The 16,456-nt window shown below is 48.1% G+C and carries 13 protein-coding genes and 1 pseudogene; 7 read left to right on the top strand and 7 right to left on the bottom strand.

The window, feature by feature from the left end:
• The first annotated feature begins 374 nt into the window (after positions 1-374).
• Together LJ046_RS01420 and LJ046_RS01415 are read left to right on the top strand one after the other, a co-directional pair.
• Entirely contained in the window at positions 375-1,778 is a 1,404-nt protein-coding gene (locus LJ046_RS01420; protein ID WP_002878957.1) for a class II fumarate hydratase, read from the top strand.
• A gap of 25 nt (positions 1,779-1,803) precedes the next feature.
• Positions 1,804-3,222: a DASS family sodium-coupled anion symporter gene (locus tag LJ046_RS01415; protein WP_002878959.1), complete on the top strand. Its 1,419-nt coding sequence runs from the start codon at positions 1,804-1,806 to the stop codon at positions 3,220-3,222.
• 448 nt (positions 3,223-3,670) lie between these two features.
• Here LJ046_RS01415 and LJ046_RS01410 read toward each other — a convergent pair whose 3' ends face one another.
• Positions 3,671-4,024, bottom strand: coding sequence for a C69 family dipeptidase (locus tag LJ046_RS01410; RefSeq protein ID WP_133281435.1), 354 nt, complete (start codon positions 4,022-4,024; stop codon positions 3,671-3,673).
• Positions 4,025-4,117: 93 nt separating this feature from the next.
• Between LJ046_RS01410 and LJ046_RS01405 the strand changes: the two genes are divergently transcribed.
• Together LJ046_RS01405 and LJ046_RS01395 are read left to right on the top strand one after the other, a co-directional pair.
• The gene (locus LJ046_RS01405) at positions 4,118-4,744 is read left to right on the top strand and encodes an IS607 family transposase (RefSeq protein WP_072557691.1); all 627 of its coding nucleotides are present in this window, start codon (positions 4,118-4,120) and stop codon (positions 4,742-4,744) included.
• 65 nt (positions 4,745-4,809) lie between these two features.
• Positions 4,810-6,310, top strand: a pseudogene (locus LJ046_RS01395) (RNA-guided endonuclease TnpB family protein).
• Between the two features lie 334 nt (positions 6,311-6,644).
• On the opposite strand, the gene LJ046_RS01390 reads toward LJ046_RS01395, so the two are convergent.
• From LJ046_RS01390 to LJ046_RS01370, 5 genes are all read right to left on the bottom strand, one after another.
• The gene (locus tag LJ046_RS01390) at positions 6,645-7,694 is read right to left on the bottom strand and encodes an IS30-like element ISL7 family transposase (RefSeq protein WP_002878880.1); all 1,050 of its coding nucleotides are present in this window, start codon (positions 7,692-7,694) and stop codon (positions 6,645-6,647) included.
• A 233-nt stretch (positions 7,695-7,927) separates the two neighbouring features.
• Positions 7,928-8,617 carry a C69 family dipeptidase gene (locus tag LJ046_RS01385; protein ID WP_002879552.1) on the bottom strand — a complete coding sequence of 230 codons (690 nt, stop codon included), beginning with the start codon at positions 8,615-8,617 and terminating at the stop codon, positions 7,928-7,930.
• Between the two features lie 277 nt (positions 8,618-8,894).
• Positions 8,895-9,842: a sugar-binding transcriptional regulator gene (locus LJ046_RS01380; RefSeq protein ID WP_002879551.1), complete on the bottom strand. Its 948-nt coding sequence runs from the start codon at positions 9,840-9,842 to the stop codon at positions 8,895-8,897.
• A 171-nt stretch (positions 9,843-10,013) separates the two neighbouring features.
• On the bottom strand, positions 10,014-10,832 hold the full coding sequence (locus LJ046_RS01375) for an aggregation-promoting factor C-terminal-like domain-containing protein (protein ID WP_002879550.1): 819 nt from the start codon (positions 10,830-10,832) through the stop codon (positions 10,014-10,016).
• 342 nt (positions 10,833-11,174) lie between these two features.
• Complete coding sequence (locus LJ046_RS01370; protein WP_002879549.1) at positions 11,175-11,354, bottom strand: hypothetical protein; 180 nt, start codon at positions 11,352-11,354, stop codon at positions 11,175-11,177.
• 174 nt (positions 11,355-11,528) lie between these two features.
• On the opposite strand from LJ046_RS01370, the gene LJ046_RS01365 reads away from it, so the two are divergent.
• The 3 genes from LJ046_RS01365 (at position 11,529) to LJ046_RS01355 (ending at position 15,075) form a co-directional block, all read left to right on the top strand.
• Positions 11,529-14,060: a M1 family metallopeptidase gene (locus tag LJ046_RS01365; protein ID WP_002879548.1), complete on the top strand. Its 2,532-nt coding sequence runs from the start codon at positions 11,529-11,531 to the stop codon at positions 14,058-14,060.
• 125 nt (positions 14,061-14,185) lie between these two features.
• Complete coding sequence (locus tag LJ046_RS01360) at positions 14,186-14,818, top strand: nitroreductase family protein (RefSeq protein ID WP_002879547.1); 633 nt, start codon at positions 14,186-14,188, stop codon at positions 14,816-14,818.
• An 83-nt stretch (positions 14,819-14,901) separates the two neighbouring features.
• The gene (locus LJ046_RS01355) at positions 14,902-15,075 is read left to right on the top strand and encodes a hypothetical protein (RefSeq protein WP_002879545.1); all 174 of its coding nucleotides are present in this window, start codon (positions 14,902-14,904) and stop codon (positions 15,073-15,075) included.
• Positions 15,076-15,155: 80 nt separating this feature from the next.
• Here LJ046_RS01355 and LJ046_RS01350 read toward each other — a convergent pair whose 3' ends face one another.
• Positions 15,156-16,367 (bottom strand): L,D-transpeptidase family protein, encoded by a 1,212-nt coding sequence (locus LJ046_RS01350; RefSeq protein WP_002879544.1) that lies wholly within the window; start codon positions 16,365-16,367, stop codon positions 15,156-15,158.
• Positions 16,368-16,456: the final 89 nt, after the last annotated feature.

The raw sequence follows: 16,456 nt of genomic DNA, 5'->3' as shown, positions 1-16,456 counted from the left end.
TTTTTCGCATTCTTCTTAAAACGATGAAAGCGTATTATTATAAGGAAAAACTGCCTGAACCACTTTTGGCTAATGAATATTTCACAAGTTACATTTTTCATTAACTTCCTGTAAAAAACAGGCTAAAATTTTTTTACTACGTCAAAATAAATTGCAAAGAGCTTCTGGCAACCGCTTACTTATCACTGAAAACTTTTACATTTTAACAAATTTGCTAAAAAATCCCCTAAATTTCAAAAAATAGACGGTCCTTGAAATTCTTTAAAAAACGACAAAAAGCTGTGTTATTTTTAACAAAATTCAAAAAAGCCGTTATATAATGCAATTAGTTAAGCAAGATTTTTGTAAAAGCTTTTTGTAAGGAGATTTGTAAGATGGCAGAACAAGAATACCGTATTGAATCAGACACGATCGGTGAAGTTAAGATTCCTAAGGAAGCTCTCTGGGGCCCGCAAACTGAAAGAAGCCGCAACAACTTCCCATCCGGCGAATTGATGCCATTGGCTATCATCCGTGCTTTCCTGCACTTGAAGAAGGCTGCTGCTGAATCAAACGTTGAAGTTGGCGACGAACCAGCTGAAAAGGGACAAGCAATCGAAGAAGCTATCGACCAATTGCTGGCACTTAGCGACGAAGACCTGCGCAAGCACTTCCCACTTCACGTATTGCAAACTGGTTCAGGTACTCAAACCAACATGAACGTCAACGAAGTTGTTGCCAACCTGGCTAACAAGCTTCACCCAGGCTTGAACATCCTGCCTAACGACGACGTTAACCGTGGCCAAAGCTCAAACGACACTTACCCAACTGCAATGAACATCGTTGCTGTTGAAGCTGTCGACAAGCTGGAACCAGCTATTGAACACTTGATTGACGAACTTAAGGTAAAGCAAAACAAGTACTGGAAGACTGTCAAGGTTGGCCGTACCCACCTGCAAGACGCTACTCCTTTGACTTTCGGCCAAGAAGTTTCCGGCTACATTTCAGCTTTGAAGCATGACCTGGCTTACATCCAAGAATTGAAGCCAAGCCTTTACGAATTGGCTATCGGTGGTACTGCCGTAGGTACTGGCTTGAACGCCGCTCCGGGCATGACTGAAGCTATCGCTGGCAAGCTGTCAGAAGTTTACGGCCACGAATTCAAGGTTGACACCAACAAGTTCTGGGGCCTGGCTCACCACTCAGCTTTGAGCGTAATGCACGGCGCCTTCAAGACTTTGGCCAACGACATGTTCAAGATTGCCCAAGACATCCGCTTCCTGGCTTCTGGCCCACGTGCCGGCTACGGTGAACTTAACATCCCAGCCAACGAACCAGGCTCATCAATCATGCCAGGTAAGGTTAACCCAACCCAGGCTGAAGCAGTAACCATGGCTGTAGCCCGCGTATTGGGTAACGACGTAACTATCAACTTCGCTGCCAGCCAAGGTAACTTCGAAATGAACGTCTTCAAGACTGTCATGATCGCTGCCTTCCTGGAATCAGCTGACATCCTGGCCGGCACTATTACTGGCTTCGCTGACAAGATGATCCACGGTTTGACTGTCAACGAACAAAGAATGGATGACCTGCTGGAAAACTCCCTGATGACTGTTACTGCTTTGTCACCAAAGATCGGCTACCATGAAGCTGCCGTAATCGCTCAAACTGCTCAACGTGAAGGCACTACCTTGAAGGAAGCTGCCCTGAAGAGCGGCAAGGTGACTGAAGAACAATACGATGAATGGATGGACTACATGGCCATGACCAACATCGACCGGACTAAGCCGGAAGAATAGTTTTTTTCAAAAAGCGGGAGAAAAAATGTTAACAAAAGTTAATTACAAAGGCTTCATCTGGCCTTTGATCATCGGGATTGGGCTCTTCCTGCTCACTCCTCTGCGCCCGGCGACCATCACCGTTGCCGGCTGGCATATGTTCGCCATCTTCCTGGCGACGATCATTGCCTGCATTACCAAGCCCCTGCCAATCGCCGGGGTATCCATCATCGCCTACGTGACCATCATCGGCCTGGGCCTGGCGCAAATGAAGCCAGCCCTGTCAGCCTTCGCTGACTCAACTCCATGGACCATCGCCATGGCCTACATGATTGCACGGGGCTTTACCAAGACTGGCTTGGGCCGGCGGATCGCCTTGATCTTCGTCCGGGCCTTCGGGAAAAAGACTTTGGGTCTGGCCTACTCCTTGTCCATGATCGACTTGGTCGTTTCACCAGCCACCCCAAGTAACACTGCCCGGTCTGGTGGTATCGTCCTGCCAATCATCGAATCCTTGTCCAACACTTTCGGTTCCAAGGTTTCTGATGGCACGGAAGACAAGATCGGTTCCTACCTGGTCTTCAACGAATTCCACGCCAACACGATCTCATCCAGCCTCTTCATGACTGCCTCAGCTCCTAACGTGGCCGCGGTTGGTCTGGCAGCGGCTAATGGGGTCAAGATTTCCTGGTTCGGCTGGGTAGCAGCCGCTATCGTGCCAGCCTTGATCTCCTTCATCTTAGTGCCAATTATCATCTACAAGATGTACCCGCCTAAGATTAAGGAAACTCCTAACGCCAAGGAATGGGCTGACGGCCAATTGAAGGAAATGGGCGCTATAAAGGCTTCTGAGAAGGTTATGATGGCAGTCTTCATCCTGGCCCTTGTCTTGTGGATGCTGTCCAGCTTCATCGGCTTGGACGCTACCTGGGTAGCCTTCCTGGCAACCGCGCTTTTGCTGGTAACCGGGGTGCTGACCACCAAGGACATGCTGAGCGAAACTGGTGCCTGGAACGTTGTCGTTTGGTTCTCAATCCTGATCTTCATGGCCAACCAACTGAGCCTTAAGGGCGGCGTGATTCCGTGGCTGCAGACTTCAATCAAGTCTGTCATCGGCGGCATGTCACCAGTTCTGGTCATGGCCATCCTGGTCCTGGTTTACTTCTACAGCCACTACCTCTTTGCCTCCGGCACGGCCCACGTTGTTGCCATGTACGCGCCTCTGCTCTTGATTGCCAAGAGTGCTGGCGTGCCGGTAATGTTCGCGGCTATCATGCTGGGCATGACTGGGGCGATCTTCCAGTCAACCACCCACTACTCATGTGGGCCGGCTACTGCCCTCTTCGCCCTAGGCTATGTCAAGCAGACTGACTGGTGGAAGATGTGCTTCGTTTTGGGTCTCTTCTACCTGGTAGTCTACGGCGGCATTGGCGGCTTGTGGATGAAGCTGATCGGCCTGTGGTAAAAAGGTTAAAAGCAAGTTTGCAAAGTGCTTGTAAGTAAAGTAAAAAGTTTGTAAGTGAAAAGGCAGCCCCGCTAAGGCTGCCTTTTTCGCGCGGTTAAAATATCGATGTTACTCTTCTTACTTGTTAAAATGCTTCTTGTTTACAGTTACTATGGAGATTACAGAAATAAAATTACTTGTTGAAAGTGAGCTTGGACTTGGTTACCGGAGCCAGCTTGTTGGAGTGGACGATCAAGCTATTGTTCATGGTCTGCCACTTCTTTTGAGCGTAGTCGGCATTTCTTCTGGTTCTGTTCTGTCAGATAGGCCGTCAGCTTGTCGCTTTGGGCCAGGTAGGCCTTGAGCTACTTAGTTACGGCCTTCTTAGTCGGGTTAACGTCCTTGTAGATCAGGTCCATCTTCTTGCCAGTTGAGCTGTCGATGAACTTCTTGTGCTTGTAGGCTTCAATTACCATGGCCGTAGTTTTGTAAGTCCAGTAGGCGGACTTGGTATTAGTCGGGTCCTAGTAGTTGCCGTCACGTCAACCTTGTACTGGCTTGGCGTGTCACTGATGTTGGTGTAGAAAGGCAGGTAGACGCTGTTAGCCGAGGAGGCCATGGCCAGCCACTGGATAGCCGCGTATTCCTTAGGCACATGCAGGATGTGGGATTCCACGTCAGTTGGCACGTTGATCGGCCGGTAGCCGCCCTTCCACTTGCCGTAGCTGGAGTACTTGGTCCCGGTGAAGTGGGAGGAAAGCACCTGGCCAACCTTGGCCGGACTAACCTTCTTGTCCGGCTTGAGGAAGAAGGTTGTGACTATTAAAAAGTATTAATTTCATCCAGTACTAAATAGTAATATTTCTTACCAATTCATGATATAATGCCGGTATCAAAAGATTGGAAGGAAGAAACGATGAGCGAATACATGTCCATATCAAAAGCAGCTGAATATCTTAACGTTGCCAAGTCAACTCTCCGCAATTGGGAAGCTGAAGGACTGATTACGCCGCTTAGAACTGCCTCCAATCAACGTCGCTACACTAAAGAAATGCTAGATGAAGTTCTGCAAGGAAATGTGAAGGCGTCTAAGCCTAAGAAGCTGCTAACCATCGGCTATTGCCGGGTTTCTTCTGGTCATCAAAAAGAAGACCTCCAAAGGCAGAAGGATGTAGTGTCCAGATATTGCGAAGTCAATGGCTATCAGTTTAAGATCATTCAAGATGTTGGATCTAGTCTCAACTATAAGAAAAAGGGCCTGACAGAGCTGATCAACATGATCTGCAAGAAGCAGTGCGAGCGAGTCGTGGTAAATTATCAAGACCGGCTTGTCCGTTTTGGCTTTGAAATGATTGAGACAATCTGTCAGGCAAACGATGTAGAGCTGGTTGTCATCAATCAGACAGATAACGTTGATCCAAATTCAGAACTTGTAGAAGATGTTTTATCTATAATCACTGTTTTCTCAGCTAAGCTGTATGGAAAGAGGTCGCATCAGAATGCAAGAGTCATCCAAGAAACTCTTCAGTCAAGCAGACAGTGAAAAAGACTCAGCCCAAGACAGTTAGAGTCTACTCCAAAAAGATAAGCGATGAAGAATTTGCCAGAATGTCCGACTTTTTTGAAAGATACGGCAGATGCCGGCATTTCTTTTTGAACCGCTACTGCGGCATCAAGTCGATGCTAGCGGTTAATAACTGGCAGGCTCTGCGCAACCAAGTTCGCAAGTGGGACAAGCCGGTTAAAGGCTCAAAAGGCAAGCTAGAAACAGTCTACAACTTTCAGACCAAGCACTGGGTAGGCGCTCTCCGTGAAGCATGTGCCAACATAAAAAGCATGTGCCAACATAAAAAGCATGTGGTCGAATCTGGCGAATCGCTTGAAGAAAGTGATCCAAGGAAATGAAAATCTTTCTGCTGATCAGCGCCACCTTCTGTTCTTTATTTTGAAATTTAAGAGCGCATGGCAAGCCGTTCTTCTTCACAAGCCAATTGAGCTGCCAGAAGAATACACTGAAGCTTTAACTGAAATAGAAGCTAAACTTACGGATAAGCAAATCAAGCAAGCGCACAGCTACCTGCGCCGGATTACGTACCGCTGCCACTACCGGGCACGCAAGTCGGGCAAGCTTGGCTCTAGCATGAAGTGTGACTTGAATTGGGCATTTGAAGGAAATACTTTTTCATTCAGTTCCGATGTGCCTAGAAAGCAGTTTTCTGTAGAGATGACCAGTTCGTGGAATTATCCACGCACCGGCGATATCACCGTGGTGCTTGACCGCATCAAGCAGCGCCTTGAAGTTCATAAGCTGATCTCTAGCAAGCGTTACAGCAATGATTCAAAGAAGGCAATCGGCATTGACAAGGGGCTTGCCACCCTGCTTTCCTGCAGCAGCGGCAATGAATATGGTGAAAACTTCAGCAAGCTTGCCAATGCCATCGTTGACAAATACGGCAAGCGAAACGCAAATCGCCAGCCATATGTGAGTTTGCGCTGGCAGCTCAATCAGCAGCTTGAGCAACTGGAGAAGGCAAACCAACCTTTGTCTAAGACTGCTTTGAGGAAGAAAATAAAACTGCTTGGCAAGCTTAAGAATCTGGAGCAGAACAATATCGGCAGAAAGTCGTATGACAAGAGCTACCGCTCAGCGCAAGAAACTGTCAGAAGCTTTATCAACCATGCGATAAACAGGATGATCGAGACAGAGCATCCGGCGGTCATTGCTAAGGAAGACTTGACATTCGTAAAAGAAAAAGGCGTCAAATCAGATAACAGCAGATTCGCAAGAAAGATACGCAAACGCTTGAATTCATGGACTAAGGGCCAACTGGATGAACGTATTGAATATCTTTCAAGCAAGAATTCGATTGAAACTCATGATGTCAATCCGGCATATACTTCTCAGTACTGTCCGATCTGCGGGCAGCATTTTGAGGAAAGATACGGCAGTCATCATGAACTGACCAAATGCAAGAAATGCGGCGAGATGAATGCGAATATCGCCGCAGCCAAAAACATATTGAGTAGATTAACTGACGAAGAAATCACGCTTTACACGCCTTACAAGCGAGTTAAGGAGATTCTTGCCAGTCGGATAAAAGAAGCATAAGGCAAGTAATACTACAAAGTTGAAGGCTCTAGCATGTAAGAGCAGTCAGCTTTAACGAACTCAGTTCGGGGTATTAAAATCGCGGCTTGACTGCTTCGAGAAGGCATCACGATATGCTTGCCCGCTTTTTGCGGGCAAGATGCCTTTCCGACTGCCATGCTAAAAGTTTCCAGTGGGGCAGATAAAAAGCTATTGGATAATGCCATTTGGCGTTATTTGACAGCCAACCGTACTCACTGACCTTAACTTCAAAAGGTTAAAAATCTGATTTCTTTTGCCAACGCCAATTGCAAGAATAAATTGAACACTTACCATAACATCTGGTAGATTTTGACTATCTACGCCGGTAAATGCGGTCAAGTTCGGTGTCAAAGTACTCTTCTGGAGTCTTGTAGTTTAAGATCTTCCGAGGAAGAGAGTTGCACCATACCTCGATCTTAGCAATATCTTCCACACTGTACTTATCCATACGGTCTCCCTTGGGAATATAGCGTCTGATAAGCCCGTTGTGCCGTTCTACGCTGCCTTTATCACAAGATGTATAAGGATGAGCGTAGTACACAAGAGTCTTGGAAACTTGCTCAAGATTGGATAGATCTGCGAACTCAGATCCGTTGTCAGTTGTGATAGACTTAAAGATTTGATTCCATTTGGATCCGTAGTACTCTCGAAGCTTATCAAATGCCTTCATAACGCTAGCTGAGGTCTTATCCTCAATCTTGATCATGAAGAACTGACGCGTCTTTCGTTCGCACAGAGTAAGCAACACATCGTCGTCCTTAGTCTTGTGTCCAAGAACCAGATCGCATTCCCAGTGGCCAAAGTCCTTACGGCTTTCGATTCTAGGACTACGTTCATCGATGCTTCGTCCCAGGATACGCTTGTTTACACGGGCACGACGAGTCTTAGTATTGCGCTTGACCTTCTCTGGAAGATCACCGTTCTTGATGTCCATTAGGCCCAAGTCAACGTAGTTATACAGAGTTTTGGTTGATACGACCTGATCTTTCTGGAAGATTCCCTTGGCCAAAGCATAACCCACGCAAGCATCAAGAGACCAGCCTTGATTATGAAAGCAGTGGGAAACATAGTCGATGAACTTATGTCTGCGAAGAAACAAGCTCTTGCGGCCGCATTCGCTTCTATGTAGTTCGTAAGTGCTTTGCCCTTCGACAGCTTTATACCGCCTCACATTGCCGGTATACAGGGATACTGTGCCTCTTTTGAGCTCATATCCGACCGTGCTTGGTGAGCAGTTAAGTTCTCTAGCTATAGCACGATTAGAGTAGCCCTTAGAGTGCAGCTCCTGGATTGTAGTCCGGTCGTTTAGCGTAAGGTGCTTGCCCTTTTGGTGTGGTTTAGTGTTAGAATAAGAATGATCCATTTTAACCTCTCTAGAAATGTTTGTGGTAATTCATATTCTACCAGATGGTTGAAATGGATTTTTTGTGCTCTAATCCAGTGAAAACGATTTTTCTTACTGGATCGGAACAGTGTTCAGTTTAATTTTACAATCGGCGTTTCTTTTGCCAAGTTGAATCTACTCATAGATTTAACTAGAAAGGAATATCAGAAAAACTTACCAATATTGATGTGATTATCAAGATTTAGTAAGTTTTATGATTCGGTGTAGGACTTCTTAGTAATTGACGGCTTCTTGCTTGAGGTCAAGATTCTCTGCCCGTCCCACATTCTTGGCCGGTTGTAGATGGCGTCGGTCTTGTCGTTGGTGCCAAAAGCCTTGGAGTAGTTGACCGTGCCTTTTACATAGCCAGCCAGTTTGATCTTCTTGTTCTGGGACCAGGCCTTAACCTTCTTGACCAGGTTGGTTGAAGCCATGTAGTTCTTAGAGTCCTTGAGGTTGAGCTTGCCGATCACCATTTGGTTAGGGATGACGGCATACTTGTTGTCTGGAACTCTGACAGCTGCCCAGGTGTGGCCGGAGCCGATTTCCATGTACCAGATTTCGTTCTTGTTGCTGAAGCTGACCCCGTTCTCGCCAAAAATCCACTGGTGGCCATTAACCTGCTCGACGTCTGGCGTGCTGGTATAGCGTAGGGCAGTCTTCGGCAAGCTGGTCTTGAAGCCGTTGTCTTCAGAAACATAAGTGGTCGGGCCATTGCTGGTTGCCTGGTGAACATAGAAGTGCTTGGACCAGGCGCCAATGTCTTCATTACGGGCAACCAGGGTTGATCCGTCGGTCGTGGCCTTCTTGCCAACTACTACAGTCGTGCAAGCCTTAACAGGTGTGGCGGTAAAAGCAGCGGCCAGGCCCAGGGCACCGGCAGCCCAAATAAACTTACGCATGATATTTCCCCCTATCAAATATAATCCTATCAATCACACAGCAGCGCTTGTTAGCGCTTACTGAAAGAAATCATAAGCATCTAACCGTTAAATTAAAATCCTATACGAAAAGAGAAACTACTTTATTAAGAAGGAGCTGGGCAAGAAATTATCGGAAAATGAGAAAGATTTTTACATACAAAATAGGGGATAGCTAGATTATACCGGTTGAAAAAAGGACCGGCTCTTTTTCGGAGCTGGTCCTTTTGCCTGCTAAGCAGGCAAAATAATTAATTTTTTACCGGCCGCTTTCTTCTTGCAGCTGCAGGACCCGGTCAGCGATGGTTTCACTAGTGACTAGGTGGGTGATGATGCCCGACTTGAGGGCGCCTAAGAGGGCTTTAGACTTGAAGCGGTCGTTGACCACGACGAAGCGGACCGGGGTCTTGACGATCTGCTGGTCGGAGATGCCGATGATCTTGTCAGTAATTGAACTGAAGAAGTGGCCTTCATGGTCGTATGGCCGGCCGAAGATCATGCCGGAGATACTCTTTTGGTGGATGTTCTTGAAGAGGAGGCTCTCGTATTTTTCGTGCAGGAATCTTTCTTCTTCAAAGGCTTGCAGGGTTCCCAGGCTGGCGACCAGGAGGTCCATGTTGTCGTAGAGCTCATCCAGCTGCTCGTAAAAAGGTTCCTTCTTGATCAAGTTGACCAGGTCGGGGTTGGAGGAGTAAAGGGGAGCGGGAAGGGCGTGGAAGTGGCCCCCGCATTGGGCAGCGGCGATGCTTTCCAGCGGATTCTTGCGGCCGTTGCCCTGGAGAGGATAGCCAACCAGCTGGACGAAGGTCAGGTCATCGTTTTTAACTTCCGTAAAGGAGTTGATGATGTCGAGCATGGTCGTGCCCCAGGTGATTCCGACGTTCTTGCTGGACTGCATGTAGCTCTGGATCTGTTCAGCGGCAAAGCTGACGATCTTTTCGCTGTCCTGGTTCTTGGTCTCCAGCTTCTTTAAGATAAAGGCTTCCTTGAGGCCAAACTGTTGGCGGAAACTCTTTTCCAGGCCGGAATTCCGCTTGGCTCCTTCCTTGATGTTGATCTGGACGATGCCGGTCTTTTCAGCATCGCTTAAGGCCTTGTCGATGAGGTAGCGGGACAGGTTGTATTTGGCGGAAATTTCGGCGATGTTGAGTTTGCTGATGTAGTAGTCGTGTGCGATGTTCGCAAGCTGGTCGTTGCTGAGCTGCATGATTTCCTCCCAATTTTAGACATTTAAAAGACTATTTGAATATTGTAAAACAAAAGGTTGCTTTTGTAAAATAAGTAAAAAGGTATCACTTTTTGAAAAAGGGAAAAAAGAACTAAAAAGGGTAAAAAAGAAGGGGGAATCGATCGATTCCCCCTTCGGCATTGTCTGATTTTAGTACCAGTTGTGAGCCAGCCAGAATCTCTTGGCGTTGACCCATGAACCGTAACGGCCGTAAACGTAGCGGTCAGCAGTCCGTTCTTGGTTCTTCTTGGACAGGTCACCGCCCAGGTAAGAAATCAAGAGTTGGTAGCGGCCGTAACAACTGCCGTTTCTGGCAGTGTAGTAACCGCCTGATTCCCGCATAGCGATCCAGTACTTAGCTGCCTTTTCAGCTGACTTCTTAGCAGCCTTCTTCTTAGCGGCAGCTTTCTTCTTGGCAGCGGCCCTCTTCTTAGCGGCGGCTTTCTTCTTGGCAGCAGCCTTCTTAGCGGCAGCTTTCTTAGCAGCAGCCTTCTTAGCGGCAGCGGCCTTCTTGGCAGCAGCTTCAGCAGCCTTCTTAGCAGCGTCGTCTTGCTGGTCAGTTGCCTGGCTTTGGTCAGCGCTGGCAGTTACAGCTGCGGTAGCGGCCTTAGTAGTCTTCTTAGTTGACTTCTTGCTAGTCTTCTTGGTCTTCTTAGTTGCCTTCTTGCTAGTCTTCTTAGCAACCTTCTTGACTGCCTTCTTCTTGGAAGTCTTCTTAGCAACCTTCTTTACCGTGCTGGTTGAAGTCGCGCTAGAAGTAGAAGTGCTTGAGCTTTGGTTAGCAGCGCTAGACTGGCTTGCGGCCTGGTCTTGGCTGGCTTGTTGGTCTTGACTAGTTGCAGTTGCTGATTGTTGGGTAGAACTTGCATCATTAGTAGCCGCTGAAACGTTAGCGGCGGGAGCAACCACGAGGGCAGCTGCAAAAGCAGTTGCTGATAAAACTTTCTTGAAATTGTGTTTGAACGTCATATAGTAGAAACTCCTCACATGCTTCTCTTAAAAACTAAGTCTATGCTACTAAAGGAATATGACAGGAGTGTTACAAAACGACCACAGCTCGTTAACAATCAGGTAAAATGAACATTTTTTTGGCAAAAAGATCATAAAAAAGTCGAAGATAGGGCCGAAATTATCATTTTAAGCGCTTTAAATTAGCTATACAGATAAGTAACATTAGTAACAATTGTCAAGAGACTGCAATAAAAGGAAAAGGCCAGCTGCTAGACTGGTCTTTTACATATGCAATTATTTCAAAAATGGAATTAATTTCCGTTAGAAACTGAATTGGCTGATCGAGATCAAGGGGCTGAGCTAGACGAAGCTCAGCTTGACCCGCCGGGTCAGCCGGGTTAATTCAGTCAGCAGCCCTTGCTGCTCCTTGGTAAAGCGGAGCTGGTTGAGGTTGGCTTTTTCTGCCATGGCCAGCTTAACTGGAGACAGGATCTTCCGTCTGGTTAAGTAGCTGGGTACATCGTCTTGCTTAAGGGCCATGACGCTACCATGTACCCGCAAGGTCGGGCTTGGTGGTGTACGCGTTTTTTAATGCTGGCAGGGGAAAAGATATTTTGCGTTAAATGGGCTTTATTTAGCCTTTTTTGCTAGAATAGAGAAGTATGAATACAATATACGCGAGGAAAAATTAGGCGCGGATTATAGGAGGAAACAATGGCTGTTAAGCGTTTTTACGAAACATTCCATCCAGATCACTACGATCTATACATCGACGTTGACCGGGCAGCAAGATCTTTCTCAGGGACTTCCACCATCCATGGTGAAATCCAGGAAGAAACTGTCTTGGTCCACCAAAAGTACATGACCATCAGCAAGGTCACTGTTGACGGCAAGGAAGTGCCGTTTACTTTTGGCGACGACTTTGAAGGCATCAAGATCGAAGCCGGCAAGACTGGGGAAGCGGTCATCGCGATCGACTACTCAGCGCCTTTGACTGACACTATGATGGGGATCTACCCGTCCTACTACCAAGTTGATGGCGTTAAGAAGGAACTGATCGGGACCCAGTTTGAAACTACTTTTGCCCGGGAAGCCTTCCCATGTGTTGACGAACCAGAAGCTAAGGCAACCTTCTCCCTCGCCCTCAAGTTCGACGAACACGAAGGCGAGACTGTTTTGGCCAACATGCCAGAAGACCGGGTAGAAAACGGTGTGCACTACTTTAAGGAAACTGTCCGCATGTCCAGCTACCTGGTTGCTTTCGCCTTTGGTGAAATGCGGTCATTGACCACCCACACCAAGAGCGGGGTCTTGATCGGGGTTTACTCAACTCAAGCCCACACTGAAAAGGAACTGACCTTCTCCTTGGACATTGCCAAGCGGGCAATTGAATTCTACGAAGACTTTTACCAAACTCCATATCCGCTGCCGCAATCACTGCAGCTGGCCCTGCCTGACTTCTCAGCCGGTGCCATGGAAAACTGGGGTCTGGTAACCTACCGGGAAGCCTACCTGCTTTTGGACCCGGACAACACCACTTTGGAAATGAAGAAGCTGGTTGCGACTGTGGTGACCCACGAACTGGCCCACCAATGGTTCGGTGACCTGGTAACCATGGAATGGTGGGACAACCTCTGGCTGAACGAAAGTTTCGCCAACATGATGGAATACCTGTCAGTTGACCACCTGGAACCTAACTGGCACATCTGGGAAATGTTCCAGACTTCTGAAGCAGCGTCTGCCTTGACCCGGGATGCAACCGACGGGGTACAGTCAGTGCACGTGGAAGTTAATGACCCGGCTGAAATCGACGCCCTCTTTGACGGGGCCATCGTTTACGCCAAGGGGTCAAGAATGCTGGTCATGGTCCGGTCACTTTTGGGCGATGAAGCCTTGAGAAAGGGCTTGAAGCGCTACTTTGACGAGCACAAGTTTGGCAACGCGGCAGGTGACGATCTCTGGGATGCCTTGTCAACGGCCACTGACTTGAACATTGGGGAAATCATGCACACTTGGCTGGACCAGCCAGGCTACCCAGTGGTGAATGCTTTTGTTGAGGACGGCCACTTGAAGCTGACTCAGAAGCAATTCTTCATCGGTGAAGGCAAGGAAGTCGGCCGCAAGTGGGAAATTCCGCTTAACGCTAACTTCAAGGCACCAAAGATCATGTCAGACGTTGAACTTGACCTGGGTGACTACCAGGCTCTGCGGGCAGAAGCCGGCCACGCTCTGCGCTTGAACGTGGGCAACAACTCCCACTTCATCGTGAAGTACGACCAGACTTTGATGGACGACATCATGAAGGAAGCCAAGGACTTGGATCCAGTTTCCCAATTGCAATTGCTGCAAGACCTGCGGCTTTTGGCAGAAGGCAAGCAGGCTTCATACGCTGACGTGGTACCAGTTCTGGAACTCTTCAAGAACTCAGAAAGCCACATTGTCAACGATGCTCTGTATACGACTGCTGCTAAGCTGCGGCAATTTGCCCCAGCCGGCAGTGAAGCTGACAAGAACCTGCGGGCTCTGTACAACGACTTGTCCAAGGACCAAGTTGCCCGTTTGGGCTGGCTGCCTAAGGCAGGGGAAAGCGATGAAGACATTCAGACCCGGCCATACGTTTTGTCTGCTAGTCTTTACGGCCGCAACGCTGATTCAGAAAAGCAAGCTCACGAAATCTACGTGGAATACGCTGATAAGTTGGCAGAACTGCCAGCTGACATCCGGCCATACGTTTTGATCAACGAAGTTGAAAACTACGGGTCAAGCGAATTGACTGACAAGCTGATTGGTTTGTACCAGGCAACCAGTGACCCGTCATTCAAGATGGACCTGGAAGCCGCGATCGTGAAGAGCAAGGACGAAGGCGAACTGAAGAAGATCGTTTCCTGGTTCAAAAACACTGAAATCATTAAGCCGCAGGACTTGCGCGGCTGGTTCAGCGGCGTTTTGTCCAACCCAGCAGGTGAACAGCTGGCCTGGGACTGGATCAGAGACGAATGGGCATGGTTGGAAAAGACGGTCGGCGGCGACATGGAATTCGCTACCTTCATCACTGTCATCTCCCGCGTCTTCAAGACCAAGGAACGCTACGACGAATACAACGCCTTCTTTACTGACAAGGAAAGCAACATGCTGCTGAACCGGGAAATCAAGATGGACCGGAAGGTCATCGCTGCCCGGGTGGACTTGATTGCTAGCGAACAAGCTGACGTCAACGCCGCGGTTGCTGCTGCTTTGCAAAAGTAATTGAATAGAGCATAAGAAAACTGTTTCCGGTAAGAGCTGGAAACAGTTTTTTTATGTATTCAACTCGTTTGCAATCGGTTACAATATAGATGTAAATACTATCGTACATTCTTTGAGGTAATAAAATGAACAACGATTTTAAAGATATCATGCAAAACAGAAAGTCTATCCGGCACTATGATTCCAGCGTGAAGATTTCCCGTGACGAATTGCTGGAAATCATTAATGAATCTATCTCTGCTCCAAGTGCCTGCAACCTGCAGTCCTGGCACTTTGTTATTGTCGACACTCCAGAAGGCAAGAAGAAGCTTCGCGATTTCTTAATGCCGTTCAATTACCCTCAAGTTGACACTGCTCCAGCCACGATCATGGTTTTCGGTAACACTAAGTCATATCTGAAGTATCGTGACCTGTGGAATGGCATGGTAGAAGAAAAGAAGGTAACTCCAGAAGCACGCGATGCCGCGGTTAACACCTTCCTTCCACTTTACGAAAAGGCTGACCGGCAAATGTTAGTTGCAGACGCGATGGTTGATGCCTCACTCGTTGCCATGCAACTGATGCTGGTTGCCCGTGAACACGGCTACGAAACCAACCCAATGGCTGGCTATGATGCAAGCAAGGCTGCAGCAGAATTTGGCCTGGACCCAGAACAATACATTCCAGTGATGGCCATCTCCATTGGCAAACCGGACCCAAGTGAAGTTGTTCCAGATACTGTCCGTTATGATGTCAAAGACGTGACGGAATTCGCCTAAGTTGGCATTGCTGCCGCTGAGAAAGCGCTATAATATAAGTAGTAGAAAATGGTCAGAGATGTGTGAGAAATAAGGTGAGCAAAATGAAGATGAAACATGCTAAGAGAATCGCCCTTTTGCTGGTTTTAGGCTACGCTGGTGGACAGGCTTTGAAGCGGTCAGCCCCGTTCTTGAAGGGCGTGCAGGCAGGGATCCTCATGGAGAAGGGAAGAGAAAGCTCAAGGAGAGCGAACCTGTCCAGAAACTTAAGGAATTAGCGGATAAATAGAAAATAACACACCAAAAAAGGACCTACCTTCTTGATGAAGATAGATCCTTTTTATATGTAATTTACTTCTTAGTAAACGATCACAGGCATGTGCACCTTAACCGCGTCCCAAACGGACTTGATTTCACTAGGCCGGATGTTGACGCAGCCGTGTGACCCGCCTTTCAGGTAGGCCGTGCTTGACCAGTCGGTCCGCCATGGCGCGTCGTGCAGCCCGCAGCCGCTCATCGTAAACGGCATCCAGTAGCTGACCTTAGAAGCGTAGTTCGACCCGTTGTCGTTCTGCCCTCTTAAAGTAGCATCCTTCTGCTTGTACATGATGTACCAAACCCCAGTAGGAGTAGCGTTGTCGCCCTTGTTGGCCGTCCCCGTAACCACGTCAGATACAGTTACGACCACCTTGCCGTTGACAACCACCCACATGTCCTGGCTGGCGATTGACACAACCACATAGCTGTTGCCCAGCCCATTGTTGCTCTTGCCGTAGCCCAGACCTTGCGTGGTGTAGCCTTCACCATAGATGTGGTTCTTCCCGTCAATGGTCTTCTTGCCAGTCTCATAAGCTGACAGAACCGCCTTCTTGGCGCTGGCCGTCCAGATCCCCCAGCCGTAGCTCTGGTTGGTAACGGTGATGGTTGACCCGGCTGGCGTCTTGAACTTGTAGCTCTTGCCCAAAGTCTTGACTTCCTTGTCCATGGCGTTCAGTTTCGCCGTCAGCTTGCTTGCGTCGTCGTAGTGGACAGCGCCGCTGTAGTAGCTGATTTGGGTCAAGTAGTCTTTAGCTGGCAGGGTAAAAGTCTTCCCCGCCACAGAGTAGTCCACGCTGGCCGCGGTAATGGCCTTCAGCTTGCTCTTGCCCTTCTTCAGAGCCGTGTTCTCGTAATTGTAGCTCTGGTCAGTCGGCAGCTGGGTGTACTGCTTGTCAAAGTACTTCTGGACCTGCTCCTTGCTGATAGTTGTCAACTTGCTGTCACGAACAGCACTGATCTTGCCGTCCTTGTAGACCAGCTTGTTGACAGCCTTGGCCTGGATCTTTTCGACCGCTTGGTCAACCGTCAGCTTGCCCACCTTGACGCCATAGATAGTGACGTTAGCGTTGAAGTGCTTCTTGTTGTATGCCACCTGCTTCTTGTTTTCCGCTAGAACGGTTGCCTGGTGCTGTTGGTAGGCATTGTGGCCCCAAATACCCGCGCAGGCCAGGACGATAACCGCCACACCCGCGATAATCAGGTATTTGCTGCCTTGAGTGTTTTTCTTCCGGTAGTCTTTGCGAGATGTCATTAATAACTCCAATCTGCTCATTCAAAAGATTGTGTTCAGTATAATACGAATCTCTTAGCGATTAAAATGTACGGAAAGATCTTTAATAT

Origin of the sequence: Lactobacillus delbrueckii subsp. jakobsenii ZN7a-9 = DSM 26046 (assembly GCF_001888925.1) — a bacterium.
Classification (GTDB): domain Bacteria; phylum Bacillota; class Bacilli; order Lactobacillales; family Lactobacillaceae; genus Lactobacillus; species Lactobacillus delbrueckii.
The sequence above is the reverse complement of the archived record's forward strand: the minus strand, read 5'-3'. Positions and strand labels throughout refer to the sequence as shown.